Origin of the sequence: Micromonospora sp. CPCC 205539, from assembly GCF_036906815.1 — a bacterium.
In the GTDB taxonomy this organism is placed as follows: Bacteria; Actinomycetota; Actinomycetes; order Mycobacteriales; family Micromonosporaceae; genus Micromonospora.
Genome location: NZ_JBAKHW010000057.1, coordinates 1 through 24,085, shown reverse-complemented (window position 1 = coordinate 24,085; position 24,085 = coordinate 1). Strand labels below are relative to the sequence as shown.

Below are 24,085 nucleotides of genomic sequence, written 5' to 3'. Positions count from 1 at the left end.
TCGCGCACCGCCGTAGGCTGGGGGACGTGACAGTACGTGTGCGATTCGCCCCCTCCCCGACCGGTATGTTCCACGTCGGCGGCGCCCGCTCGGCGCTGCAGAACTGGATCTACGCCAAGCAGCAGGGCGGCGTGTTCGTGCTGCGCATCGAGGACACCGACGCGGCGCGCAACAAGCCCGAATGGACCGAGGGCATCCTCTCCGCGCTGGACTGGATCGGCATCTCCCGGGGCAGCTACGAGGGCCCGTACTTCCAGTCGGCGAACGCCGGTGAGCACCGGGCCGCCGCCGCGCGCCTGTACGACTCGGGCCGCGCCTACTACTGCGACTGCACCCGCGAGGACGTGCAGGCCCGCACCGGCTCGCAGTACCAGGGCTACGACGGCTACCACCGCGACCGTGGCCTCGGCCCCGGCGAGGGGCACGCCCTGCGCTTCCGTACGCCCGACGAGGGTGCGACAGTGGTGGTCGACCTGATCCGTGGTGAGCCCACCTTCGAGAACAAGCTCATCGAGGACTTCGTCATCGCCCGGGGCGACGGCTCGCCGGTCTTCCTGCTGGCCAACGTCGTCGACGACATGACCATGGGGATCACCCACGTGATCCGGGCCGAGGAGCACCTGCCCAACACCCCCAAGCAGCAGTTGCTCTGGGAAGCCCTCGGGGTCAAGCCGCCGATCTGGGCGCACGTGCCGGTGGTGGTCAACGAGAAGCGGCAGAAGCTCTCCAAGCGCCGGGACAAGGTCGCCCTCGAGGCGTACCGGGACGAGGGTTACCTCGCCGGCGCGATGCGCAACTATCTGATGCTGCTCGGTTGGGCGCCCTCCGGCGACCGGGAGATCGTGCCCTGGTCGGTCATCGAGGACGAGTTCCGGCTGGACGAGGTCAACCTCTCCTCGGCGTTCTTCGACGAGAAGAAGCTGCGCGCGTTCAACGGTGAATACATTCGCGCGCTGCCGGTGGCCGAGTTCATCGACGCCTGCCAGCCGTGGCTGACCGGCACCGACACCATCGCACCGCCGCCCTGGCAGCCCGAGGAGTTCGACGCCGAGGCGTTCGCCGCCGTGGCGCCGCTGGCCCAGACCCGGCTCGCGCTGCTCAGCGAGATCGTGCCGAACGTCGACTTCCTCTTCCTGGCCTCGCCGCTGATCGACGAGGCGGCCTGGGCCAAGACCATGAAGGACGGCTCCGCCGAGCTGCTGGACGCCGCCATCGTCGCCTTCGAGGCGCTGGAGTCCTGGGACGCCGAGTCGCTGAAGTCGACGCTGGAGGCGGTCGGCGCCGAGCGCGGCCTCAAGCTCGGCAAGACCCAGGCGCCGGTCCGGGTCGCGGTCACCGGCCGCACCGTGGGCCTGCCGCTGTTCGAGTCGCTGGAGGTGCTCGGCCGCGAGCGCGCCCTGACCCGGATGCGCGCTGCCCGGGTCCGCCTGGTCTGACCGTTCCCGTCACGCGCGACGCCGCCCCCGCTGGAAACGCGGAGGCGGCGTCGGCTGTCTGAGCTGACCGAGGCTCGGGGCCAGGGGGCGGGCGGGTCGGTATCTGCTCAGCCGCGGTTGGTGCGGCGACGGACGAGCAGCCCGGTCGCCGCGGCGGCGAGCAGCACCAGGACGCCGAGCGCCCAGGGCCACCAACGGTTGCCGGAGGCGGCCCGCTCCTGCGCCACCGGCACGGCCCCGGTCACGCTGGTGACTCCCGCGTTCGGGGTGACCGAGGCCGACCCCGCCGGGGTCGCCCCCGCCGTCGTCGACCCTCCTGTCGACCCCGCTGCGGGTGCAGCGGCCGACGGCGAGCCGGTCGGGTCGGCGGGCGTGCCGGTGGTGAGGGTGAACCGCACCTCGCCCTTCAACGGATGGCCGTCACTGGACGGCACCTGGTAGCCGACGATGTAGAGCCCTGCGGCGCCCGGCTTGAACGGCACCCGGGCCCGGCTGCCGGTGAACGTGGGCAGGCCGCCGGCGACCACATTGTCCGGTCCGGTTACTGTGATCTTCGTCGTAGCCGGGTCGAGCTTGGCCAGGAAGCGGAGCTCGATCCGGGCAGGCGCCGTGGCCACCCGGGCGCCGTTGCGCGGATCGCTGCCGGTCAGCGAATTGTGCGCTGCCGCCGGGGTCGCCGGGAACAGCAACGACACACCGAACGCCACGCCGAGCACCACTGGTACGACCCCTACCAAACGTGTAACCCTGCCCCCCATGAACCCCTCCGTAAAGGTACGATCCGCCCGCTGATCAAAATAGCTCCTCATTAGTCGAGCAGAGATCGCAGATAGTTCCAATTACTGTTCCACAAGCTGCAATCCTTCGACGTTCTGCGGAGTCTGTGAGTGTGGGTGCCGACCGCCAGGTCGGTCCCGCCACCGGCCGCCCGATCCGGACGTCACGGCGAAGCCATCCATCGAACGGGGCGAGGAGGCGGGATGGTCCGACAGATGAGGCGGTGGGCCACCGTGGTGGTCGGCACGCTGGCGGCGGCGCTGCTGTCGCTGGGCACGGCCGGGCCGTCCTCGGCGGCACCGAAGCCGCAACCCGCCGGAGTGGACGTCACCGGCCCAGGGCTTGCCCAGCCGCTGCGGCTGCGCTCGGACACCCGGCCGACGCACGTGGTCGCGATCATCGACCAGGTCAACTTCCTCGGCCGCATCGGCCTGCCGACCGGTCCGAAGGCGGCCGACCTCGGTCCGAAGTACACCGTCGTGGTGCTCGTCGGGGAGACGCCGAAGCAGACGTACGACCTCTACCCGAAGGCGGCCGGCGGTCCACGGATCTACCGGCCGGCGAAGCAGCCGGACGCCCGCAAGACCAGCGCTGGCTGGTTCCTGGGCCGGCTCAACATGTCCGAGACGCTGCGCACCGCCGGCGTGCCGCTCGAGCGGCAGTTCGACACGGTCACGGGCGGCGTGGGCGGTGGCGAGCGGGTGCTCCCGGAGGACACTCTCGATCCGGCCAAGAACATCGACGACGCGCTCGGTGAGCTGCAGCGCCTGCTGCTACTCAACGTCGCGGTGATGCTGACCATCACGGTCGGCCTCGCCGGGATCGCGCTGCTGATCCGCCGCCGGACCCGCTGACCTCGTCGCCGGGCCCGCGGCGCGGACGCCAGGCCCGCAGCGCTGCCGCCGGGCCCGCCGGCGCGGCCGGCCGCTGACTCCGCAGGTGGTCAGCACCAGCGGCGCGGTGGGCCCTCTCGGCGGGTGGCTCGCGGCCGTGGCCGGACCGGCCCGTGCCGGTGGGCACCGGCCCATCCGGGCAGCTCGCTGCGGCAGCCGGAGACGATGTCGAGATCCGGCTCGCCGGTCAGTGGCGGCTCGGCGGCCCGCTGGCGGGGCACTGCGACATCGTCGTCATCGCGCTCGGCGGGACGGCCGGTGATCGGCTCCGCCGGGAGCGGCACTCCGCCGACCGCCCGGCGGTGCTTGGCAGCCGGCTGCGGGTCGTGCCCCGGCCGGCAGGGCTCGCCCTGGGCGCAGCCGTGGTCGGCCTCCCCGTGCGACATCCCCGATCTCCTCACGCTCGCACTCACCCGCCGGTGCTCCCCCCGGCGTGCCCTGTCACCGTACTGGCCGGGACCGACGGGACGCGCGCCGCGTACCCCGGGTCCTCTGCCAGTTGCGCAGTTCACGGGTTCGTTCCGTCTCGTTCACCCGGCGGGACGCGGCGGCCCCAGCAGGACGGGTCAGCGGGTGCGGTGCGCCTCCAGATCGGCTCGGGTGAACAGCGCCCGCAGGGCCACACCGTGCTCGGCCAGCAGGGCCGCGCCGCCCTCGGCACGGTCGATGACACAGAGCGCGTGATCCACCCGGGCACCCAGCTCCCTCATCTGACCAGCGGAGATGACCACCTGCCCTCCGGAGGTGACGACGTCCTCGACGACCAGCACCCGTCGTCCGGCCAGGTCCGCTCCCTCGGCCAGCCGTGCCGTGCCGTACGGCTTCGCCGTCTTGCGGACGAAGGCGCAGGGCAGCCCGGTGTGCCGACCGAGCGCGGTCACCACCGGAATCCCGCCCATCTCGAGCCCGGCCAGCACCTCGGTGTCCGTCGGCACCAGGGGCGCCAGGCCGGCGGCGACCCGGTCCAGCAGGCGGGGATCGGCCTCGAAGCGGTACTTGTCGAAATACTCGTCGGCGGTCCGGCCGGACCGGAGCACGAACTGTCCCGTCAGGCGGCAGGTGGCATCGATCTCACGGGCCAGCGCGGCCTTGGTGTCTCCCTCGGTCATGATGATCATTCTCGCCCCATCGGGCGGTGCTGGGCGTACCCCTTTCGGCGCATGCCAGGCCGGCCGAGGTCCTCCCCCGGTCGGAGTCCGGGAGACGACGGCTGTGGTGGGATCGGGGCATGCGACCGCCACCGTGGCTCGGCTCCGGCACGCCGGGCCGGGATCTGATGCTGGCCGGGGCGTCGCTGGCCGGTGGTCTGGTCCTGTACGGCCTGGGCATGCAGCCGCAGATCGTCCCGCACCCGGACGTGCCACCGGCGCTGTTCCTGCCGCCACTGCTGGCGGTGTGTGTGGCCGTCGGCCTGCGCCGGGTCGCGCCGCAGATCAGCCTGGGCGTCGGCACCGCGGCGCTGGTGGTGGACACCCTGCTGGGCGCTTCGCTGGGCACGGTCGTGGTCTACACCCAGGTGCTCTACGACGCCTGCGTGTACGGCCCCGCCCGACTGTGGCGGTGGCTGTTGCGGATCACCGTGGCGCTGAGCCTGCTCGGGGTGGCGGTCGGCGTACTCGGCTTCGGCCAGTGGCGCGGGGCTGCGGTGGGGGTGCCGGTGGTGCTCGCCGGCCTGCTACCGGTGCTGACCGGGATCAGCGTGCGGCAGTACCGCGACCAGGCCGCCGCCGAGCGGGCCCGGGCCGAACAGACCGCCCGGCTGGTCGAGCTGGACCGTTGGCAGGCGGTGAGCGCCGAGCGTGCACGGATGGCCCGGGAGCTGCACGACGTTGTCGCCAACCACCTCAGCGCGGTGGCCATCCACGCCACCGCCGCGCTGTCGGTGTCGGGGCTGAACCGCGCCCAGGTCGAGTCGGCGTTGCGGGTGATCCGCGAGAGCAGCGTGCAGGGGCTGGCGGAGATGCGGCAGATGATCGAGCTGTTGCGCGAGCCGGGCGCCGGTGACGGGCGGCAGCCGACGGTCGACGGCGGCGCGCTGCCGGACGCGGTCACCGCTCGGCTCGCCGAGGTGGACCGGCTGGTCGAGCTGATCCGGGCCGCCGGTCTCGCGGTGCGGGTGCGTACCGACGGCACGCCTGGCCCGCTGCCGGTGGGGGTGGATCTCGCCGCGTACCGGATCGTGCAGGAGTCGCTGACCAACGCGCTCAAGCACGGCGCGGGCGAGGCGGAGCTGACGATCGCGTACCGGCCGGCGGAGGTGGTCGTGACGGTGCGCAACCCGGTGCGCCGGGGCGGCCCGGGCCTCGCGGGCGCCGGGGCCGGGCTGATCGGGATGCGGGAGCGCGCCACGCTGCTCGATGGCCGGTTCACCGCCGGGCCACAGGACGGCCACTGGCGGGTCCGGGCCACGCTGCCCACCCGGGAGGACCGGTGACGGGCGAGGCCGGCGTGGCGGAGCCATCGGTACGGGTGGTGCTCGCCGACGACCAGCCGGCGGTACGGGCGGGGCTGGCCCTGATCCTCGCGGGCACACCGGGCATCGAGGTGGTCGGTGAGGCGGTCGACGGCGACGAGGCGGTCGCGCTGTGCAGAGAGCTGCGGCCGGACGTGGCGGTGCTGGACGTGCGAATGCCGCGCCGCGACGGAATCGCCGCCACCCGGGAAATCGTCACCGAACGGCTCGCCGACGTGCTGGTGCTGACCACCTTCGACCTCGACGAGTACGTCTTCGGCGCGCTGCGCGCCGGGGCGGCCGGGTTCCTGCTGAAGGACACCGACGCCGCCGGGCTGGTGGCCGCGGTGCGTACGGTGGCTCGGGGTGAGGGTTTCATCGCCCCCGCGGTGACCCGCCGGTTGATCGCGGCCTTCGCGGCGACCGCGCCCGGCGCGTCGGCGGCCACCCGGGCCGCCCTGCACACGCTCACCCCGCGCGAGCGGGACGTGCTGGCCTGCCTCGGCCTGGGCCTGTCGAATCAGCAGATCGCCGACCGGTTGGTGCTGGCGGAGAGCACCACCAAGACGCATGTCAGCCGGATCCTGGCGAAGCTGGACCTGCGCAGCCGGGTGCAGGCCGCGATCCTGGCCCAGGAGTCCGGCCTGCCGGCGCCCGCCCCGCCGCCCTGACCACGGCCGGGCCGGCCCGGCGTGAAGATCCAGGTCAGGGCGTGCCAGGCTGGGGCGGTGGGGAGTACGCCGAGCGGTGGGGAGCTGACGGCCACGCTGCGCCAGATCGAGCGCGCGGCGGGGGCGCTGGCCACCTCCAGCGTGGCCCGGATGGACGAGACGCTGCCGTGGTTCCGCGCTCTGCCGGCCGACCAGCGCTCCTGGGTGATGCTGGTGGCTCAGGCGGGTGCCCGGTCGCTGGTGCAGTGGCTGCGCGACGGCGGCGGCACGGCGGACAGCACCCAGGAGGTCTCCGACGAGGTCTTCGCCGCCGCCCCGGAGGCGCTGGCCCGGTCGATCACCCTCCAGCAGACCGTGGCGCTGATCAAGGTGACCATCGACGTGGTCGAGGAGCAGGTGTCGCAGCTGGCCGCCGAGGGTGAGGAGCAGCAGCTCCGCGAGGCGGTGCTGCGCTTCTCCCGGGAGATCGCGTTCGCCGCCGCGCGGGTGTACGCGCGGGCCGCCGAGTCGCGTGGCGCGTGGGACGCCCGCTTGCAGGCCCTGCTGGTGGACGCGCTGCTGCGCGGTGACTCGCCGGACGTCCTGGCCAGCCGGGCCGCCGCGCTGGGCTGGGCGGACGCGCCGCCGGTCGCGGTGGCGGTCGGGCGCTCGCCGGGTGGCGAGGTCTCCGCCGTGCTGCACGTGGTCTACCGGCAGGCCCGGCGCATCGGCGTCGAGGTGATCGGCGGGGTGCACGGCGACCGGTTGGTGATCGTGCTGGGCGGCGCGGCGGATCCACTGGCCGCCACCGGCAAGCTGCTGACCGCGTTCGGGGACGGCCCGGTGGTGGTCGGTCCGGCCGTACCCAGTCTGGATGAGGCGACGGAGTCGGCGCGGGCCGCGCTGGCCGGCTTCCGGGCGGCGCCGGCGTGGCCGACCGCCCCGCGCCCGGTGCCGGCCGCCGACCTGTTGCCGGAGCGGGCCCTCGCCGGGGACGCGGAGGCCCGTCGCCGGCTACGGCACGACGTGTACGCGACGCTGGTGCGCGCTGGCGGCGAACTGCTGGAGACCCTGGACGCGTTCCTGGCCGCCGGTGGCACGCTGGAGAGCGCGGCCCGGGCGCTCTTCGTGCACCCGAACACGGTGCGTTACCGTCTGCGTCGAATCGCCGAGGTGACCGGCTTCTCGCCGCTGATTCCGCGGGACGCGTTCGCCCTGCAGGTGGCGCTGACCGTCGGCCGGTTGGATCCGGTGGTCCCGATGACCTCGCCCGTCCCGACCCAGACAATGACCCCGGCGACCCGGAAACCCACCCAAAACGAGGACGATCAGCGCCGATCTTTGTAGGAACCCTCCAAAGGTTCTAGTGTGGTTTGGTCGGAGCCGGCACAGCGTTACCCACGCCAATCCGGGAGAGTCATAGTCGTGCTCGCCGTACTTAGTCCCGGCCAGGGTTCGCAGAAACCCGGCTTCCTGACCCCCTGGCTCGACCTGACCGGCACCGAGGCGCGACTGCGCTGGTGGTCCGCGCTGGCCGGGGTCGACCTGCTGCACCTGGGCACCGCCGCCGACGCCGACGAGATCAAGGACACCGCCCGCACCCAGCCGCTGCTGGTCGCGGCGGCGCTGCTCGCCGCCGAGCACCTGCCGCTGGCCGAGGTGGCGGTCACCGCCGGGCACAGTGTCGGCGAGCTGGGCGCCGCGGCGCTGGCCGGGGTGCTGTCCGCCGAGGCCGCGATCACCCTCGCCGGGGTCCGGGGCCGGGAGATGGCCGCCGCGTGCGCGCTGGAGCCGACCGGGATGGCTGCCGTGCTCGGCGGTGACCCGGACGAGGTGCTCGCCGCGATCGCCGCGCACGGGCTGCACCCGGCCAACCGCAACGGCGCCGGGCAGATCGTCGCCGCCGGGTCGCTGGACGGGCTGGACAAGCTCGCCGCCGAGCCGCCCGCGAAGACCCGGATCATCCGGCTCCAGGTGGCCGGCGCGTTCCACACCCCGTACATGGCTCCGGCCGAGACCGCGCTGGCCGCGGTGGCCGCCGGGATCACCCCGGTCGACCCGGCCCGGATCCTGCTGTCGAACCTCGACGGCACCTCCGTCACCGACGGCCCCGCCATGGTGCAGCGCCTGGTCAACCAGGTCACCGCGCCGGTGCGCTGGGACCTGTGCATGGGCACGCTGGCCAACCTCGGGGTGACGGGCGTGATCGAGCTGCCCCCGGCCGGCACGCTCGCCGGCCTGGTCAAGCGGGAGCTGAAGGCCACGGGTGTGCCCGAGATCGTCACCTTGAACACCCCGGACGACCTGCCGGCCGCACGGGACCTGATCGCTCGGCACGGCACGCCGGGCCAACCGCTCGCCCGCAACGGAGGTCTTTCATGACTGGCAGTCGCATCGTCTCGATGGGGCACTACCAGCCCTCCCGGGTGGTGACCAACGACGACATCGCCAAGCTCGTGGACACCAACGACGAGTGGATCCGTGACCGGGTGGGCATCGTCAGCCGGCGGATCGCCGACGGTGAGACGGTGGCCGACATGGCCGCCGCCGCGGCCGGCAAGGCGCTGGCCAACTCCGGCCTGACCGCCGCCGACATCGACCTGGTCGTGGTCGCCACCTGCACCTCGGTCGACCGCAGCCCCAACGTGGCCTGCCGGGTCGCCGCCAAGCTGGGCATCACCGCGCCGGGCGCGTTCGACGTCAACACCGCCTGCTCGGGCTTCGGCTACGGGCTGGGCACCGTCGACCACGCCATCCGTGCCGGGGCGTCGCGCAACGCGATCGTCATCGGCGCCGAGAAGCTCTCCGACTTCACCGACTGGACCGACCGCTCCACCTGCATCATCTTCGGCGACGGGGCGGGCGCCGCGGTGGTCACCGCCACGGCCGACGACGAGCCCTCCGGGGTCGGCCCGGTCGTCTGGGGTTCGGTGCCGGAGAAGAGCGACGCGGTCCGGATCGAGGGCTGGCGCCCGTACATCCAGCAGGAGGGGCAGGCGGTGTTCCGCTGGGCCACCACCGCGCTGGCACCGCTGGCGTTGCAGGCGTGCGAGCGGGCCGGGGTCGACCCGTCGGAGTTGGCCGCGTTCGTGCCGCACCAGGCCAACGCCCGGATCATCGACGGCATCGCCAAGCGGCTCAACATCCCCGACGCGATCATCGCGAAGGACATCGTCGAGTCCGGCAACACCTCGGCGGCGAGCGTGCCGCTGGCCCTGTCCAAGATGGTCGAGCGGCGGGAGGTGCCCTCGGGCGCACCGGTGCTGCTGTTCGGCTTCGGCGGTGGCCTGACCTACGCCGGTCAGGTCGTCCGCTGCCCCTGAGACCCCCTCGGGCGCGCATGCGCCCCAGGAGTGGCGGCCGGCGACGCTGGCCGCCGGAGAACCCCGATGAGAGGAACCAACCGCAATGACCCGTGACGAGATCACCACCGGCCTCGCCGAGATCCTCGAAGAGGTTGCCGGAGTGAACCCGGACGACGTGGCCGAGGCGAAGTCCTTCACCGACGACCTCGATGTCGACTCGCTCTCCATGGTCGAGGTCGTGGTGGCCGCCGAGGAGAAGTTCGGCGTCAAGATCCCGGACAACGAGGTGCAGAACCTCAAGACCGTCGGGGACGCCGTCAGCTTCATCGAGGCGCAGTCCTGATCATGAGTCGCCCTGACGTCGTCGTCACCGGGCTCGGCGCGACGACCCCGCTCGGCGGGGACGTCGCGTCGACCTGGGACGCCATGCTTGCCGGCCGCTCCGGGGTGAGTGCCCTCGCCCAGGAGTGGGCCGCGCAACTGCCGGTCCGGATCGCCGCCCAACTGGCCGTGGAGCCGTCCGAGGTGCTGGACCGGGTCCGGCTGCGCCGCCTGGACCGTTCCGAGGCGATCGCGATCATCGCGGCGCAGCAGGCCTGGGCGGACGCCGGTCTGGCCGGCTCCGACCTCGACGGGGAGCGGCTGGCGGTCAGCGTCGGCTCCGGCATCGGCGGTGCCACCACCCTGCTCGCCCAGGACGACGTCCTGGAGGCCTCCGGGCCGCGGCGGGTCTCCCCGCACACGATCCCGATGCTGATGCCGAACGGCCCGGCCGCCTGGGTCGGGCTGGAGCTGGGCGCCAAGGCCGGCGTGCACGCGGTGGCCAGCGCCTGCGCCACCGGCGCCGAGGCGATCGCGCTCGGCCTGGACATCATCCGTTCCGGCCGCGCCGACGTGGTGGTGGCCGGTGGCACCGAGGCGGTCATCCACCCGCTGCCGATCGCCGGATTCAGCTCGATGCGGGCCATGTCGACCCGCAACGACGACCCGGAGCGGGCCTCCCGACCCTGGGACAAGGGCCGCGACGGCTTCGTCCTCGGTGAGGGCGCGGGCATCATGGTGCTGGAGCGGGCCGAGCACGCCGCCGCCCGGGGTGCCCGGGTGTACGCGCGCCTCGCCGGCGCCGGCATCACCTCCGACGCGTACGACATCGTGCAGCCGCACGCCGAGGGTGAGGGCGCCATCCGGGCCATCGCCAAGGCGATCGCGGACGCGGACGTCGCCAAGCGGGACATCATGCACGTCAACGCGCACGCCACGTCGACCCCGGTCGGCGACATGCTGGAGATCGGCGCGCTGCACCAGGCGCTCGGCGACCACCCGGTGCTGGCCGCGACGAAGTCGATGACCGGTCACCTGCTCGGTGCCGCCGGCGCGCTGGAGTCGATCGCCACCATCCTGGCCATCCGCGACGGCGTCGTTCCTCCGACGATCAACCTGGATGACCCCGAGGACGGGCTGACTCTCGAGGTGGCCGCGCACAAGGCGCGTCACATGGAGATCCCGGCCGCGCTCAACAACGCGTTCGGTTTCGGCGGCCACAACGTGGCTCTCGTCTTCACCCGAGCCTGACACCACAGTTCGCAGTTCGGAAAGGGCACCCTTCGAGGTGCCCTTTCGCACGTCTCAGCCCCGGTTGCGGGGGTGCTGCCTGGCGGTGCGCTCGTTGCCCCGGCGGTAGTTGCCGGTCCAGCGGGCCATCACCAACTGCGGGTCGTCGTCGACCTCGGCGAGGAACTCCGCTGCCCGGCCGCCGCGCAGCGTCCCGGCGACCCGCCCGTGATGCGTGATCACCACCGTGCCGTCGGCACGCTGGTCGTACCGGAAGCCCTCTGCCGCTGCCATGGCTGCGAGGCTGCCAGGCCGACGCCGCCCGGCGCGAGGCGTTTTCCCGTGCGGTGGGCCGGCGTCTGGGACGCCCCGTCGCGCTCCGGACGAGCTGGTCGCTGATGGCTACCATGCGGGCGTGCGTGACGACAGCACGGACGGCGTCGATCCGGAGCTTCGGCGCTTCGTGGTCTGTGGCGACAACGCCCTGGCCCGTCGACTGGTCACCGAGTTGGTCGACCGGTACGGCGTGGCGGTCACCGCGCTGTTGCCGTCGTTGACCGACAACCACGCGCCGGACATCGCCGAGCTCGCGCCCGAGGCCGGTGCGCCGGGCCCGCGTCCCGAGGTGGTGGTGGCCCGCCGGCTGACCGCCGAGGTGCTGGAACGGGCGGGCGTACGGGCTGCGGCGGCAGTCGCGCTGGTCAGTGCCGACGACGTGGCCAACGTGGACGCCGCGCTGATCATCCGGGAGTTCGATCCGGACGTGCGGATCGTGGTTCGACTGTTCAACCCGGTGCTCGGCGAGGGCGTGGCCACCATGCTCGGCGACTGCGCGGTCCTGTCCGGCTCGGAGATCGCCGCGCCCGCGTTCGTCGCCGCGACCCTCGGCGACGACGCACCGACCTTCCTTCGGCTGCCCGACGACGAGCTGCTGCGGACCGCGGGCCGGGACGCCCTCGACCCGACCACCGCGGACGTGGTCTGCGCGCTGGCCGACACCAGCGGCCCCGAGCCGATCACCCTGCCCGAGGACGAAGCCTCGGCCGATCTGGTGCTGGTACGGGCGTACGGCCGGCGGCGTACGACCCGGGCCCGGCCTCGACGCCGCGTGCTGCGGACCGTCCGGCTGGTCCTCAGCAGACGCCTGCGCTGGGCGCTGGGCGCGACGGCCGCGCTGTTCGCCGTCGGCAGCGTGCTGCTCGGGCAGGCCCGGGACCTGGATCTGGCGCAGGCCAGCTACCTGACGCTGCTCATCGCCCTGGGCAGCGCGGACGCGGACCCGACCGGGTCACCGGTGGAGAAGGTCACCGCCCTGCTACTGGTGATCACCGGCGTGGCCCTGGTCCCCACGGTGACGGCGCTGGTGGTCGACTCGGTCGTACGGGCCCGGTTGGCGGTCGCGGCCGGTCGGCTCACCGACCCGCTCGACGACCACGTGATCGTGGTCGGGCTGGGCAACATCGGCACCCGGGTGGTCCAGGAGCTGCACTCGTTCGGCCTGACGGTGGTGGCGGTGGACCGGGCGGCGACGGCCCGAGGCGTCGCGGTGGCGCGCGAGCTGGGTCTGCCGTTCCTGATCGGTGACGCGACCAGCCCGGAGACGTTGCGGGCGGCGTCCGTGTCGACCTGCCGGGCGCTGGTGGTGCTCTGCGCCGACGACGTGACGAATCTGGAGACCGCGCTGCTCGGGCGTTCGCTGCACCGGGCCGCGGCGGGCGGTGCGGCGGATCCGCTGCGGGTGGTGCTGCGGCTGTTCGACGAGGGGTTCGCGCAGCGGGTGCAGCGCGCCTTCGGAATCAACCACTCGCGCAGCGTCTCGTACCTGGCCGCGCCGGCGTTCGCGGCGGCCATGATGGGCCGCGAGGTGATCGACACGATCTCGGTGGGGCGGCGGGTGCTGCTGCTCGCCGAGCTGCCGGTCGGCGCGGGTTCGGATCTGGAGGGCCGGTTCTGCCCGGAGGTCAGCCGGCCGCGCGAGACCCGGGTGATCGCGATGCGGACCGGGCGGGCCGGGCAGACCATCTGGTCCCTACCGCAGCGGCGGCCGCTGGTGCGCACGGACCGGCTGCTGGTCGTCGCCACCCGGGCCGGCCTGGCGGCGCTGCTCGCCCGGACGGTGCCGAGCGCCGACCCGCCGCCGGTGTCACCCGACACGGTCGGCGGGACGCCGCTGCGGTTGCTGCGCCCACCGGCGGCACGCCGGCCGGGATCGGATGCCGCGCCGCCCGGCCCGGAGCAGCCCGACGGGTACGCCACCGAACGGCCGGCGGCCGAGGACGGGCGCTGACCCGACCGGCCGGAGAACGGGCGTTCACCCGGCCCGTCCGGGCGGTCGCCGTCCGCGCCGGCGGGCCGGAGGAGCGGGTCAGGTGGTGCAGGTGGTGGCGGGGAGGCCGGGCACGGCCACCGGGGAACGGCCGCCGGGGCGGGCCTTGCCGGCGAGTACGGCGGCCAGCGCGGTCATCGACGCCCGGCTGGACGAGTAGGTGGCCAACAGCGTCGGCGACTTCGCCTTGGCCAGCACGTACGGGGTGTCCATGGCGACCGTGACGGCCGCGTCGGCGCGCAGGTCACCGTCGCCGTCGCCGTAGCCGACCAGGTGCACCACCGTGCCGCCGCTTGGCTTCACCTGGACGCCGGCCGCGGTCAGCGCCGCGGTGAGCGTCTTCTTGGTGCCGTCTCGGCCGTTGGAGGCGCTGACGGTGATCGGGCCGCGCACCGCACCGCCGCACGCGCCCCGCAGCACGGTGACGGCACCGGCGGCCAGCGCGTCCGCCGCCGCGCGATGCGCCGGGGCGTTGAGCGTGGACATCTGCGCCGCCGGGTGCTCGGCCAGCCGGAACTTCATGGTCAGCACCCGGGTGACCGCCTCGACCAGCCGAGGCCGGGGCAGCGACCCGCCGCGCAGCGCGGCGAGCAGCCCGTCGTACGCCTGGCCGACGTTCGGGGTCATCAGGATGAGGTCGTTGCCGGCGTTCAGTGCCCGGACGGCGGCTTCGCCGGGGGCCCAGCGCTTGGCCGGCGGCATGTTCATCCCGTCGGTGATCACCACGCCCTTGAAGCCGAGCTGGCCACGCAGCACGTCGGTGAGCAGCTTGTGCGAGAAGGTGGCCGGGGTGCCCGGGTCGATGGCCTGCGCGTCCAGGTGACCGGACATCACCGCCATCGCGCCGGCCTCGAAGCCGGCGGTGAACGGCGGCCACGCGCCCTCGCGCAGCGCCGCCTCGGACTGGGTGAGCACCGGCAGGTCCTTGTGCGAGTCGTCGGCGCTGTGGCCGTGACCTGGGAAGTGCTTCAGGGTGGCCGCGACTCCGGCCGACTGGAGGCCGCGCACCGCGCCACCGACCTGCGCCGCGGCCCGCTGCGGGTCCGCACCGAAGGACCGGGAGCCGATCACCGTGCTGCGGGTGGCCAGCACGTCGGCAACGGGGGCGAAGTCGACGTTGATCCCCATCGCGGCGAGCTCGGTGCCGGCGGCCCGCCAGGCCGCCTCGGTCAGCGCCGGCTTGCCGGCCGCGCCGGCCGCCAGGGCGCTGGGCAGCACGGTTACCCCGTCCGTGACCCGGGTGACCACGCCGTACTCCTGGTCGGTGCCGACCAGGAAGGGGGCCGGCCCGGCGGCGAGCTGGCCGGCGGCGGCACGCAGCCCGCCGGTCAGCTCGTGCACCTGCTTGGGGTTGTCGACGTTGGTGGTCTCCTGGTTGCCCTTGGTCGGGTCGTCGGCGCTGAACCCGACCAGGATCAGCCCGCCCAGCCGGTACTTGGCGATCATCTCGGCCGGGGTGTCCACCCCGGCCAGGGCCTGGTTGCCGGCCGCCGAGCCGGGTGAGACCTTCGTTGCCGCGTCGCCATAGGCGTACGGCATCAGCACCTGGCCTACCAGGTCCTCGTCGGAGAGCGTGGCGACCAGCGCGGCCGCCCGGGCAGCCGGGTCGTCGCCGGGGGTCGTGGCGGAGGCGCTGGGGCCGGCGGAGGTGCCGGCCGGGGCGGGCGTCGGCGCGGGCCGGACCGGGTCCTCCGAGCAGCCGGAGACGAGCAGGGCGGTCAGGGCGGCGACGGCGACGCCGACGCGTCGCGGGCGAATCGGCACGTCGCCCATCCCACCAGTTCACCCTTATCGGGGCAACTTGACCTTACCGGCCGGGGCCGCCCCGCCCGGCGTGCGGGCAGGTGGCCAGCTCGGTGGTGAAGTAAATCAGCCCACCCGGGTGAGCAAGGTCACCGGGGCGCCGTCGCCGGCGTACCGGTAGTGCTCAAGATCGTCGTCCCACGCGGTGCCGAGCGCCTTGTCCAGGGCGTGCGCCAGCGCCTCCGGGGCCCGGGCGGCGGCCATCAGGGCCCGCAGCCGGTCCTCGCCGAGCTGGATGTCACCGGCCGCACCCACGGTGGCCCGGAACAGCCCGCGCGCGGGCACGAACATGAAGCGTTCGCCGTCGGCGCCCGGACTGGGCTCCTCGGTCACCTCGAAACGGATCATGGGCCACTGCCGGAGGGCAGCAGCCAGCTCGGCGCCCGTTCCCGGACGACCGGTCCACCCGCACTCGGCCCGGCGGGCGCCGGGGTCGACGGGCTGAGCCGTCCACTGCAGGTTGACCGGCGCGGCTAGGACGCGCGCGATCGCCCACTCGACGTGTGAGCACACGGCGAGCGGGGTCGAGTGGACGTATACGACGCCACGCGTTGGCACGGTGACCTCCCGGAGAGCGAGGTGCGTCTTCCCCTACGACCTCGTCCACCCAGGTGGTTGCTGCAACACATGATGACTCCTGTGACGGATGGTGCGCCAGGGAATCGGAGAATTCGCCGGCCGGAATAGCCGGACGGGTGGTCGCCGTTACCTCTCAGGACACCGCGACAACCAGCCTGATGTCGTGGTCGTGTACAGTTCCACCGGCGGCTTCTGCCGCGTACATCTTCGTGGGCCGACGCACTGTCGCCCGCACACAGCCCCCGGACGTCCAGTCCTCCCGTACGTCTTGCAAGGAGTACCTCCGTGGCGAGCAACACCTCTAAGACCGCGCGCGCGTCCGTCCGGGCCGGCCAGGCTGGCCAGGGTGGCGCCCTCAGCGTGCTGGGCGAGTTCAAGTACCTCATCCCGCTCAACGGCGGCAAGCACGCCTACCTGCGGAACCTGACCAACGGCAAGACCGTGCACCTGCGCACCGACTCCGACGCCTTCGTCGAGGAGGTTCGGGTGCTGGCCGCCGCCGGGCACGCCGCCAAGATCCGGGCGGAGATCAACGGCCTCAACACCGCCCACCCGGGCGACGGCTGGGACGCGACCGAGAAGCGCCTGGTCGAGGCCGGTGTCTTCGAGGGCTGAGCCCTCTCCCACCGCGACACCTCGAACCGCCCGCCGGGACCTCCCGGCGGGCGGTTCCGCGTCTCAGGGGCCTTCGAGCAGGGCGACCTCGCCGGTGGCCAGGTCGTAGAGGCCGCCGACCACGTCCACCCGGCCGGCGGCGACCGGGCCGGCCAGCAGGTCGTCGGCGCGCAGCGTGTGCACCGTGCGCCGGACATGCCGACGGATCGCCAGCGGATGCACCGCCGGGTCGTCCACCCCCGCGTCGAGCACCGCCGGGGCGATCTCGTCCACCAGGTGGGCCAGCGAGCCGCCGGGACGCTCCCCGGTGCGCAGCGCGTCCACCGCGGCACCCACCGCGCCGCACCGCTCGTGGCCGAGCACGAGCACCAGCGGTACGCCGAGCTGGCCGACCACGTACTCGATCGAGCCGCAGACCGCCCGGTCGAGCACGTGACCGCCGGTACGGATCACGCAGATCGCGCCGAACGTCTGGTCGAAGATCGCCTCCAACGGCACCCGTGAGTCGATACAGCCCAGCACCACCGCGTACGGCTGCTGGTCGCCGGAAGCGGCCGCCGCGGCGGCCGTCACGTCATGCCCGTGCACCGGCTGCCCGCTGACGAAACGCCGGTTGCCGGTGAGCAGCTCGGCGAGCGCGGCTCTGGGCGTACCGCCGGCCAGCCGTCCCGGCGGCGGACCGGTCGGTGCCCCCATGCCATCCAGCTTGGCCCGGTCTCGGTGGCCACGGGTCGAGGTCGGGAATGTTCGCCACACCGCGATTGGCGTGGTCTCATCACGGGTAGCCGGTGTTACCGCCGGGTATCGGAGGTGCTGGTGGTGCCGGGCGGCCCTGGGGAGGTGGCGATGCCGGAGCGGTTCGAGGTCGGTCTGCCCGACGGCGTGCGGCTGCACGTCGAGACGACGGGCCCGGCGGACGCGCAGGTCACCGCCATTCTGCTGCACGGCTGGACGCTGGATGGGCGCAGCTGGCACCGGCAGCTCGACGCGCTCACCGAGGCGACCGGTGGCGCGGCACGGGTGGTCACCTACGACGCGCGGGGGCACGGCCGGTCCAGTTGCATGGCGCTGCCCACGGCCACCCTGACCCAGCTCGGCGACGACCTGGCCGCGGTGATCGACGCGGTGGCGCCGACCGGGCGGGTGGTCCTGGTCGGGCACTCGATGGGCGGCATGACGATCATGGAGTACGCGCACCGCCACCCCGCGCACTTCGCGGCCCGTGCCGCCGGGCTGGTCTTCGTCTCGACCACCGCCGAGGGGCACACGCACACCGTCTACGGGCTCTCGCCCCGGATCGCCCGGTTGATCCGGCTGGCCGAGACGACCGGTGCCGGCGTGCTGGCCCGATGTGGGTCGTGGCGTCCACCCCGGGCGCTGCTGCACGCGCTGCAACCGAGCATCCGGTGGATGCTCTTCGGCGACCGTTGCGAGCCGGCCGACATCCGACTGGTGACGTCGGCGGTGGCCCGGGCCTCGCTGCGTTCGATCGGCGGGTTCCGCGCCTCGTTCGGCACCCAGCACCGGCTGGACACCCTCGCCGAGCTGGCGCACCTGCCGGCGGCTGCCCTGGTCGGCGACCGGGACCGCCTGACCCCGCCGCCGTGCGCCGAATCGATCGCCGCAGTCCTGCCGGCGACAGAGTTGACCGTTTGCCCGGGTGCCGGGCACATGCTGATGATGGAACGCCCGGACGAGGTGAACGCCGCGCTGACCGGCGTCCTGCGCCGGGTGCTCGCCGCGCCGCCGCCCCGCCGGCGCGGCGCGACACCCGCCGGGGCGGGTGGCTGACCGCGTTCCCGCACCTCGGGCGCGGCGGGCCGGGCCGGGGGCCGTACCCTTCTGCGGTTGGCCCGCGCGGTTCGCGCCGCTTGCCGGCGACATTAGGAGGAGCGTGCGTTGACCGACCAGACCGCCCTGGCGCAGGAGATCGCTGTCGAGCAGCGGCACCTCGACCGGGTGTACGCCCGACTGGCCGAACTGCGGCAGTCGGCGGTTCGCGCCGAGAAGGACGGCTACCGGCTGGCCCGGGTGGGCACGTTCGGCGCGTTGGTCGAACGCGACGCGATGGTCTTCCACGCCGCGCAGCGGCGGCACACCCTCGACGCCGAGCACGAGGGGCTGGTCTTCGGCCGGCTGGACCTGCGGGACAAGCAGGTGTTGCACGTCGGCCGGCTGGGCATCCGCGACGAGGACGCCACGACGCTGGTCGTCGACTGGCGGGCGCCGGCCGCCGCCGCCTTCTACCAGGCCACCCCGGCCCAGCCGCAGGGCGTGGTGCGCCGCCGCACCATCCAGTCGCGCAACGAGCGGGTCACCCGGATCGAGGACGACCTGCTGGACCCGACCGCCACCCCGGAGGGGATGACGGTGGTCGGCGACGGCGCGCTGTTGGCCACCCTGTCCAAGGCCACCGGCCGGGGCATGCGCGACATCGTGGCGACCATCCAACGGGAGCAGGACGAGGCGATCCGCTCCCCCGGCTCCGGGGTGACGATCGTCGCGGGCGGGCCGGGCACCGGCAAGACCGCGGTGGCCCTGCACCGGGCCGCGTACCTGCTCTACTCCGACCGCAGCCGGTACGCCGGGGGCGGCATCCTGGTGGTCGGCCCGTCGTCGGTCTTCGTCGAGTACATCGGCTCGGTGCTGCCCTCGCTCGGTGAGGACACCGCGACCCTGCACTCGCTGGGCACCCTCTTCCCGGGGATGACCGCGACCCGCACCGACCCGCCCGAGGTGGCGTCGGTGAAGGGTTCGCTGCGGATGCGCCGGGTGCTGGAGCGGGCGGTCCAGGACGCGGTGCCGGGCGGCCCGGGTGAGCTGCGGTTGCTCTACCGGGGCACGCTGCTGCGGCTGGACCGGGCCGAGCTGGACGGGATCCGGAACCGCGCGCTGCCCCGGGGCGCCCGGCGCAACGAGGTGCGTCGGGCCGGCTTCGACGGCGTCTTCGCCGCGCTCTGGGCGCAGGCCCGTCGGCTGGGCATCACCCGGCTGCCGGAGCAGCGGGCCTTCGAGAGCGAGATCGCCGAGCGCCCAGAGTTCCAGGAGTTCCTCAAGGCGTGGTGGCCGCGGCTGCACCCGCGGCACGTGCTCGGCTGGCTGGCCCGACCGGAGCGGCTGCGTCGGTACGCGGGCGGGCTCCTCTCCAACGCGGAGATCCGGCTGCTGAGCGCTGCGTACCAGGATCTGGACGACATCGGGCTGACCATCGCCGACATCGCACTGCTGGACGAGTTGGACGCGCTGCTCGGCAAGCCGATGCGGCCGGCCCGGGCCAAGCGCGACCCGTTCCAGCTCGCCGGCGGGGTCCGCGAGCTCAGCACCCTCGGCGAGCGGCAGCGGGCGGCCCGGGCGGCGGCCCGGGAGCGACCGGAGGACTACCGGGAGTACGCGCACGTGGTGGTCGACGAGGCCCAGGACGTCTCGCCGATGCAGTGGCGCATGGTCGGCCGACGGGGTCGGTTGGCCTCCTGGACCGTGGTGGGCGATCCGGCGCAGACCGCGTGGACCGGTGACCCGGAGGAGCTGACCCGGGCCCAGGACCAGGCGTTGGGCCGACGCAAGCGGCACCAGTTCACGCTCACCACCAACTACCGCAACTCGGCGGAGATCTTCGCGGTGGCCGCGGCGGAGATCCGCCGGCTCTACCCGGACCTGTCGCTGCCGAGCGCCGTACGCTCCACCGGCGTCGACCCGGTCGAGCTGGTGGTGCCTGCCAGGGGCCTGGAGGCCGCGATCACCGAGGCCGCGGCCAGTCTGCTGGCCGAGGTGGAGGGCACGGTCGGGGTGATCACGCCGGTCCCCCGCCGCGACGAGGTCGCCGGTTGGCTCGGCGCGCTCGGCGCGCCGCGGCTGCAGGTGGTGACCAGCCTCGAGGCCAAGGGCATGGAGTACGACGGCGTGGTGCTGGTCGCCCCGAGCGAGATCCGGGCGGACCCCGGCGCCGGGGTGCGCACCCTCTATGTCGCGCTCTCCCGGGCCACCCAGCGGCTCACCACCATCGACCCGACGGGCTGACCCTGGGCAGTGAGCCTGTGCGGCACCCGCCGGCCGGACAGTTGCATACATTGCGATGTGAACATATATTTGACCGGGTCCCAGCCGACAGCGGAGGGTGGTCTCGTGGGCGCAGGTCATGACCACCACCACGGGTCGGTCGCCAACGCCGCGCACCAGCACCGGGGTCGGCTCTGGGCAGCATTCGGCCTGCTCGCCGCCCTGATGGTGGTCGAGGCGGTGGCCGCCTTCCACACCGGCTCACTGGCCCTGCTCTCCGACGCCGGGCACATGTTCACCGACGTCCTCGGCATCGCCATGGCGCTCGCCGCCATCACCGCCACCCGGCGGGCCACCGGCGACCCGCAACGCACCTTCGGGCTCTACCGGCTCGAGGTGCTCGCCGCGCTCGCCAACGCCGTCCTGCTCTCCGGCGTGGCGGTCTACGTGGTGGTCGAGGCGATCAGCCGGTTCGGCGACCCGCCCGAGGTGCTGGCCGGCCCGATGCTCGCGGTGGCCGTACTGGGCCTGCTCGCCAACCTGGTCGCCTTCGCCCTGCTCCGCGCGGGGGCCCGGGAGAGCATCAACCTCCGGGGCGCCTACCTGGAGGTGCTCGGCGACCTGCTCGGCTCGCTCGGCGTGATCGGCGCGGCGCTGCTCATCGAGGTCACCGACTGGTGGTGGGCCGACCCGCTGGTCGCGGTCGCCATCGGCGTCTTCATCCTGCCGCGCACCTGGCGGCTGGGCCGGGCCGCGGTCCGCATCCTGGTGCAGGCCGCCCCGGAACACCTCCAGGTGACCGCCGTGCACGACCGGCTGGCCGCGGTGCCCGGCGTGGTCGAGGTGCACGACCTGCACGTCTGGACGCTCACCTCCGGCATGGAGGTGGCCTCCGCACACCTGACCATGGCACCCGGCGCGGAAGTCGGCGCGGTGCTCACCGCGGCCCGCACCGCCCTGCACGACGATTTCCGGATCGAGCACGCGACGTTGCAGATCGAGCCCGGTGCCGCCCCCGGGGCGTGCGGCTCGATCGAGTGGTAGCCCTACTCGGCCCCCTTTTGGTCATCACGTCAACACCGTCCGTCACATTGGCTGCACGGGCCCCATCGGCACCGGTAGGCTCGGTTCCGGCCTCCACCCGGCGGCGCCCTCCCGGCGCCGGTGGTGGTCGCCGCCTAATCGCCCTAGCGGGCGAACCGGGGAACCATGTTCCTGGGGTGCATCCGCGTCAGCGGTAGGGATCTTCCGTCCCGAACCCGTCAGCTAACCCGGTCGGCGGCTGACGGAAGGACATGCGCAGTGGCACCAGCACGACCACCTGCCGCTCGATTGGCGGCCCTGATCGTCGCGATGTTCGCCCTCGGCGTCGCGCTCCCGGCCGGCACCGCCTCGGCCGCTCCCCCGACCAGCCTGCGGGTCGCCGCGGCACCCGACGACGACGTCGAGGGCGGCACCCCGGCGCTGCGAGCCCAGCTCGAGGCGGCCAGCAAGGGCTACCTGGACGCGAAGCGAGCCCTGGACAACTCCATCCAGCGGCAGCAGCAGCTCGCCGTCCAGCTCAAGACCACCGAGACCGAGCTGACCGAACGCGGTCGCAAGGTCGGCGAAATCGCCGGAGTCGCCTACCGTACGGGCCGGCTCGGCACGATCTCCGCGCTGCTCAACAGCAACACCCCGGAAGGCTTCATGGACCGGGCCGCCGCGCTGGAATCGGTCGCCGCCAACGAGGACCGGGTGCTGCGCGACCTGCTCGACACCAAGGACACGGCCGACCGCACCCGGGTCGCCCTGGACGGCGAGATCCGCGAGCAGCGCAAGCAGGTCACGGTGATGGCCAAGCGCAAGGAGCAGGCCGAACGGGCCCTGACGGTGGCCACCACCAAGCCGCAGGTCACCGCCGACACCAGCTCCAACCGGGGCACCTCGGCCGCCAACGCCACGGCCGCGCCGCGCAACTCCGACGGCTCGTGGCCATCGGAGTCGTGCAGCGTCAACGACCCCACTCCGGCCACCGGCTGTATCACCCCCCGCACCCTGCACGCGCTCAACCAGGCCAAGGCCGCAGGCTTCACCCGGTACGTCTCCTGCCACCGCAACGGCGGCTCAGGTGAGCACCCGAAGGGCCGGGCGTGCGACTTCGCCGCGCAGAAGTCCGGCTTCGGCGGCAACGCCACCGGTGGCGACAAGACGTACGGCAACAACCTGGCCGCCTACTTCATCCGCAACGCCGACCGGCTCGCCGTGCTCTACGTGATCTGGTACCGGCAGATCTGGCTGCCCAGCAGCGGGTGGAAGTCGTACAGCGGGGCGGGCAGCGACCCGTCCAGCGCCCACACCAACCACGTGCACCTGTCGGTGTACTGACCCCGTCCGGCCGGTGCCCCCGCGTGTCGGGGACACCGGCCGGGTACGTCAGCGGGCGTACCCCGATTGTCGCCAGCGGTCGGACGACTCGACCGGCCCCGGCGGGCAGGCTCGCGGTATGCCTCGGATCCCATCCACCGCCCGCAAGGCCCTGCTCACCCTGCACCTGATCACGTCGCTGGGCTGGCTCGGCGCCGACCTGGTGCTGCTCACGCTGGGCATCGCGGCGCAGCGGGGCGCCGACCCGGCCGTCGTCTATCCGGTCGCCGCGCTGATCGGGACGGTGCTGTTCGCGCCGCTGAGCGTGCTGGTCTGGCTGATCGGTGTGGCCAGTTCGCTGCTCACTCCGTGGGGGCTGCTGCGCTACCGCTGGGTGCTGGCGAAGCTGGTGATCACCACGGTGATGGTCGGACTGGTGCTGTTCCTCCTCACCCCGAACCTGCGGCACGCCGGGGCACTGGGCGCCGCTCTGCCCGCCCGGGACCGCGCCGACCTGGTGATCGCGCCCACCGTGTCGACCAGCCTGATGATCATCGCGACGGTCCTCTCCACGTACAAGCCATGGGGACGCCGTACGCCCACCGCCCGCGGCGCTGGTCGTCCTGGCGCTGGCCCTGGTCGTCCTGGCGCTGGCGCTGGCGCTGGCGCTGGCGCTGGCGCTGGTCGTCCTGGCGCTGGCGCTGGTCGTCCTGGCGCTGGCGCTGGTCGTCCTGGCGCTGGCGCTGGTCGTCCTGGCGCTGGCGCTGGTCGTCCTGGCGCTGGCGCTGGTCGTCCTGGCGCTGGCGCTGGTCGTCCTGGCGCTGGCGCTGGTCGTCCTGGCGCTGGCGCAACAACCAGGATGTAGTGGCCTCCTGGCGGATCGATGCCACTACATCCAGGTAGTTGCGCCTCATCACGCCAGCTGTCGTGAATGCTGGCGCAGATGCGGTCGCCGGAGGCACCGGCGCGGCGGTCCGGGCCTGGCAAGGCCTCCACCCCCGCTCCCCGCTCCCGCTCCCGCTCCCCGCTTTTCGAAGATCCGAGCAACTTCCGGGAACTTGCTGCCTCCGAGGCGCCGCAGGCAGCAGCATCCCTGAAGTTGCTCGGATCTTGACCCGGGCGAGCGCGCGTCGGTCCTGGGTGCGGCGGCGCGGCCGGCAAGATCCGCACAACATCGTGGTTGTAGTGGCATCCTGCGTGCCCAACACCACTACAACCAGGTTCGAGCACGATCTTGGGCGCGGACGCGGGGCGGGGCGGAGCGCAGGGCGGGGCGCGGGGGCGCGGACGCGGGGCGGGGCGGAGCGCAGGGCGGGGCGCGGGGGCGCGGGGCAGAGCGCTGGCGCGGGGCAGAGC

23 protein-coding genes and 1 riboswitch are annotated in these 24,085 nt (G+C 73.5%); of the genes, 16 read left to right on the top strand and 7 right to left on the bottom strand.

Features of this window, described 5'->3' with window-relative positions; all coding sequences use genetic code 11:
- The first annotated feature begins 26 nt into the window (after positions 1-26).
- Positions 27-1,436, top strand: coding sequence for a glutamate--tRNA ligase (gltX, locus tag V6V47_RS30150; protein WP_334631885.1), 1,410 nt, complete (start codon positions 27-29; stop codon positions 1,434-1,436).
- A gap of 107 nt (positions 1,437-1,543) precedes the next feature.
- Here the strand turns inward: gltX and V6V47_RS30145 are convergent, their stop codons facing one another.
- Positions 1,544-2,143 carry a copper resistance CopC family protein gene (locus V6V47_RS30145; RefSeq protein WP_334631884.1) on the bottom strand — a complete coding sequence of 200 codons (600 nt, stop codon included), beginning with the start codon at positions 2,141-2,143 and terminating at the stop codon, positions 1,544-1,546.
- Positions 2,144-2,416: 273 nt separating this feature from the next.
- Here V6V47_RS30145 and V6V47_RS30140 point away from each other — a divergent pair, with 273 nt between their 5' ends.
- Complete coding sequence (locus tag V6V47_RS30140; RefSeq protein ID WP_334631883.1) at positions 2,417-3,067, top strand: hypothetical protein; 651 nt, start codon at positions 2,417-2,419, stop codon at positions 3,065-3,067.
- Between the two features lie 89 nt (positions 3,068-3,156).
- On the opposite strand, the gene V6V47_RS30135 is transcribed toward V6V47_RS30140, so the two are convergent.
- Both V6V47_RS30135 and V6V47_RS30130 read right to left on the bottom strand, forming a co-directional pair.
- Complete coding sequence (locus tag V6V47_RS30135) at positions 3,157-3,492, bottom strand: hypothetical protein (protein ID WP_334631882.1); 336 nt, start codon at positions 3,490-3,492, stop codon at positions 3,157-3,159.
- A gap of 180 nt (positions 3,493-3,672) precedes the next feature.
- Positions 3,673-4,215, bottom strand: a complete 543-nt coding sequence (locus tag V6V47_RS30130) for an orotate phosphoribosyltransferase (RefSeq protein WP_334631881.1) — start codon at positions 4,213-4,215, stop codon at positions 3,673-3,675.
- 119 nt (positions 4,216-4,334) lie between these two features.
- Between V6V47_RS30130 and V6V47_RS30125 the strand changes: the two genes are divergently transcribed.
- From V6V47_RS30125 to fabF, 7 genes are all read left to right on the top strand, one after another.
- A complete protein-coding gene (locus V6V47_RS30125) occupies positions 4,335-5,540 on the top strand; it encodes a sensor histidine kinase (protein WP_334631879.1) in 1,206 nt (401 codons plus the stop codon).
- Positions 5,537-6,229: a response regulator transcription factor gene (locus tag V6V47_RS30120; RefSeq protein ID WP_334631877.1), complete on the top strand. Its 693-nt coding sequence runs from the start codon at positions 5,537-5,539 to the stop codon at positions 6,227-6,229. The genes V6V47_RS30125 and V6V47_RS30120 overlap by 4 nt, the downstream gene beginning before the upstream one ends.
- Before the next feature lie 21 nt (positions 6,230-6,250).
- Positions 6,251-7,555, top strand: a complete 1,305-nt coding sequence (locus V6V47_RS30115) for a PucR family transcriptional regulator (protein WP_334631875.1) — start codon at positions 6,251-6,253, stop codon at positions 7,553-7,555.
- 78 nt (positions 7,556-7,633) lie between these two features.
- Entirely contained in the window at positions 7,634-8,590 is a 957-nt protein-coding gene (locus tag V6V47_RS30110; RefSeq protein WP_442934330.1) for an ACP S-malonyltransferase, read from the top strand.
- On the top strand, positions 8,587-9,531 hold the full coding sequence (locus tag V6V47_RS30105) for a beta-ketoacyl-ACP synthase III (RefSeq protein WP_334631874.1): 945 nt from the start codon (positions 8,587-8,589) through the stop codon (positions 9,529-9,531). The genes V6V47_RS30110 and V6V47_RS30105 overlap by 4 nt, the downstream gene beginning before the upstream one ends.
- Before the next feature lie 85 nt (positions 9,532-9,616).
- The gene (locus tag V6V47_RS30100; protein WP_334631872.1) at positions 9,617-9,856 is read left to right on the top strand and encodes an acyl carrier protein; all 240 of its coding nucleotides are present in this window, start codon (positions 9,617-9,619) and stop codon (positions 9,854-9,856) included.
- Between the two features lie 2 nt (positions 9,857-9,858).
- Positions 9,859-11,085, top strand: coding sequence for a beta-ketoacyl-ACP synthase II (gene fabF, locus V6V47_RS30095; RefSeq protein WP_334631871.1), 1,227 nt, complete (start codon positions 9,859-9,861; stop codon positions 11,083-11,085).
- A 54-nt stretch (positions 11,086-11,139) separates the two neighbouring features.
- On the opposite strand, the gene V6V47_RS30090 is transcribed toward fabF, so the two are convergent.
- Entirely contained in the window at positions 11,140-11,358 is a 219-nt protein-coding gene (locus tag V6V47_RS30090) for a hypothetical protein (RefSeq protein ID WP_334631870.1), read from the bottom strand.
- A gap of 121 nt (positions 11,359-11,479) precedes the next feature.
- Between V6V47_RS30090 and V6V47_RS30085 the strand changes: the two genes are divergently transcribed.
- Positions 11,480-13,351 (top strand): potassium channel family protein, encoded by a 1,872-nt coding sequence (locus V6V47_RS30085; protein ID WP_334631869.1) that lies wholly within the window; start codon positions 11,480-11,482, stop codon positions 13,349-13,351.
- Positions 13,352-13,429: 78 nt separating this feature from the next.
- Here the strand turns inward: V6V47_RS30085 and V6V47_RS30080 are convergent, their stop codons facing one another.
- Positions 13,430-15,163 (bottom strand): glycoside hydrolase family 3 protein, encoded by a 1,734-nt coding sequence (locus V6V47_RS30080; protein WP_334631868.1) that lies wholly within the window; start codon positions 15,161-15,163, stop codon positions 13,430-13,432.
- A 96-nt stretch (positions 15,164-15,259) separates the two neighbouring features.
- Positions 15,260-15,751 carry a DUF3145 domain-containing protein gene (locus tag V6V47_RS30075; RefSeq protein ID WP_334631867.1) on the bottom strand — a complete coding sequence of 164 codons (492 nt, stop codon included), beginning with the start codon at positions 15,749-15,751 and terminating at the stop codon, positions 15,260-15,262.
- Between the two features lie 306 nt (positions 15,752-16,057).
- On the opposite strand from V6V47_RS30075, the gene V6V47_RS30070 reads away from it, so the two are divergent.
- Positions 16,058-16,387 carry a hypothetical protein gene (locus tag V6V47_RS30070; RefSeq protein ID WP_334631866.1) on the top strand — a complete coding sequence of 110 codons (330 nt, stop codon included), beginning with the start codon at positions 16,058-16,060 and terminating at the stop codon, positions 16,385-16,387.
- Positions 16,388-16,450: 63 nt separating this feature from the next.
- Here the strand turns inward: V6V47_RS30070 and V6V47_RS30065 are convergent, their stop codons facing one another.
- The gene (locus tag V6V47_RS30065) at positions 16,451-17,083 is read right to left on the bottom strand and encodes a carbonic anhydrase (protein WP_334631864.1); all 633 of its coding nucleotides are present in this window, start codon (positions 17,081-17,083) and stop codon (positions 16,451-16,453) included.
- A 150-nt stretch (positions 17,084-17,233) separates the two neighbouring features.
- Here V6V47_RS30065 and V6V47_RS30060 point away from each other — a divergent pair, with 150 nt between their 5' ends.
- The 5 genes from V6V47_RS30060 (at position 17,234) to V6V47_RS30040 (ending at position 23,594) form a co-directional block, all read left to right on the top strand.
- On the top strand, positions 17,234-18,178 hold the full coding sequence (locus tag V6V47_RS30060; RefSeq protein WP_334631863.1) for an alpha/beta fold hydrolase: 945 nt from the start codon (positions 17,234-17,236) through the stop codon (positions 18,176-18,178).
- A 108-nt stretch (positions 18,179-18,286) separates the two neighbouring features.
- Entirely contained in the window at positions 18,287-20,404 is a 2,118-nt protein-coding gene (locus tag V6V47_RS30055; RefSeq protein WP_334631862.1) for a HelD family protein, read from the top strand.
- Between the two features lie 105 nt (positions 20,405-20,509).
- On the top strand, positions 20,510-21,427 hold the full coding sequence (locus V6V47_RS30050; RefSeq protein WP_334631861.1) for a cation diffusion facilitator family transporter: 918 nt from the start codon (positions 20,510-20,512) through the stop codon (positions 21,425-21,427).
- 121 nt (positions 21,428-21,548) lie between these two features.
- A riboswitch (cyclic di-AMP (ydaO/yuaA leader) is annotated at positions 21,549-21,680 on the top strand.
- Positions 21,681-21,685: 5 nt separating this feature from the next.
- Positions 21,686-22,750: a coiled-coil domain-containing protein gene (locus V6V47_RS30045; protein WP_442934329.1), complete on the top strand. Its 1,065-nt coding sequence runs from the start codon at positions 21,686-21,688 to the stop codon at positions 22,748-22,750.
- A gap of 118 nt (positions 22,751-22,868) precedes the next feature.
- Positions 22,869-23,594, top strand: a complete 726-nt coding sequence (locus tag V6V47_RS30040; RefSeq protein ID WP_334631860.1) for a hypothetical protein — start codon at positions 22,869-22,871, stop codon at positions 23,592-23,594.
- The last annotated feature ends 491 nt before the right edge of the window (positions 23,595-24,085 follow it).

What these genes read in the sequence shown, in the direction of transcription:
- V6V47_RS30140 (WP_334631883.1), top strand. Translation starts at nt 2,417, where the DNA reads ATGGTCCGACAGATGAGGCGGTGGGCCACCGTGGTGGTCGGCACGCTG.
- V6V47_RS30135 (WP_334631882.1), bottom strand. Translation starts at nt 3,492, where the DNA reads ATGTCGCACGGGGAGGCCGACCACGGCTGCGCCCAGGGCGAGCCCTGC.
- V6V47_RS30130 (WP_334631881.1), bottom strand. Translation starts at nt 4,215, where the DNA reads ATGACCGAGGGAGACACCAAGGCCGCGCTGGCCCGTGAGATCGATGCC.
- V6V47_RS30125 (WP_334631879.1), top strand. Translation starts at nt 4,335, where the DNA reads ATGCGACCGCCACCGTGGCTCGGCTCCGGCACGCCGGGCCGGGATCTG.
- V6V47_RS30105 (WP_334631874.1), top strand. Translation starts at nt 8,587, where the DNA reads ATGACTGGCAGTCGCATCGTCTCGATGGGGCACTACCAGCCCTCCCGG.
- V6V47_RS30100 (WP_334631872.1), top strand. Translation starts at nt 9,617, where the DNA reads ATGACCCGTGACGAGATCACCACCGGCCTCGCCGAGATCCTCGAAGAG.
- fabF (WP_334631871.1), top strand. Translation starts at nt 9,859, where the DNA reads ATGAGTCGCCCTGACGTCGTCGTCACCGGGCTCGGCGCGACGACCCCG.
- V6V47_RS30090 (WP_334631870.1), bottom strand. Translation starts at nt 11,358, where the DNA reads ATGGCAGCGGCAGAGGGCTTCCGGTACGACCAGCGTGCCGACGGCACG.
- V6V47_RS30080 (WP_334631868.1), bottom strand. Translation starts at nt 15,163, where the DNA reads ATGGGCGACGTGCCGATTCGCCCGCGACGCGTCGGCGTCGCCGTCGCC.
- V6V47_RS30065 (WP_334631864.1), bottom strand. Translation starts at nt 17,083, where the DNA reads ATGGGGGCACCGACCGGTCCGCCGCCGGGACGGCTGGCCGGCGGTACG.
- V6V47_RS30060 (WP_334631863.1), top strand. Translation starts at nt 17,234, where the DNA reads ATGCCGGAGCGGTTCGAGGTCGGTCTGCCCGACGGCGTGCGGCTGCAC.
- V6V47_RS30040 (WP_334631860.1), top strand. Translation starts at nt 22,869, where the DNA reads ATGCCTCGGATCCCATCCACCGCCCGCAAGGCCCTGCTCACCCTGCAC.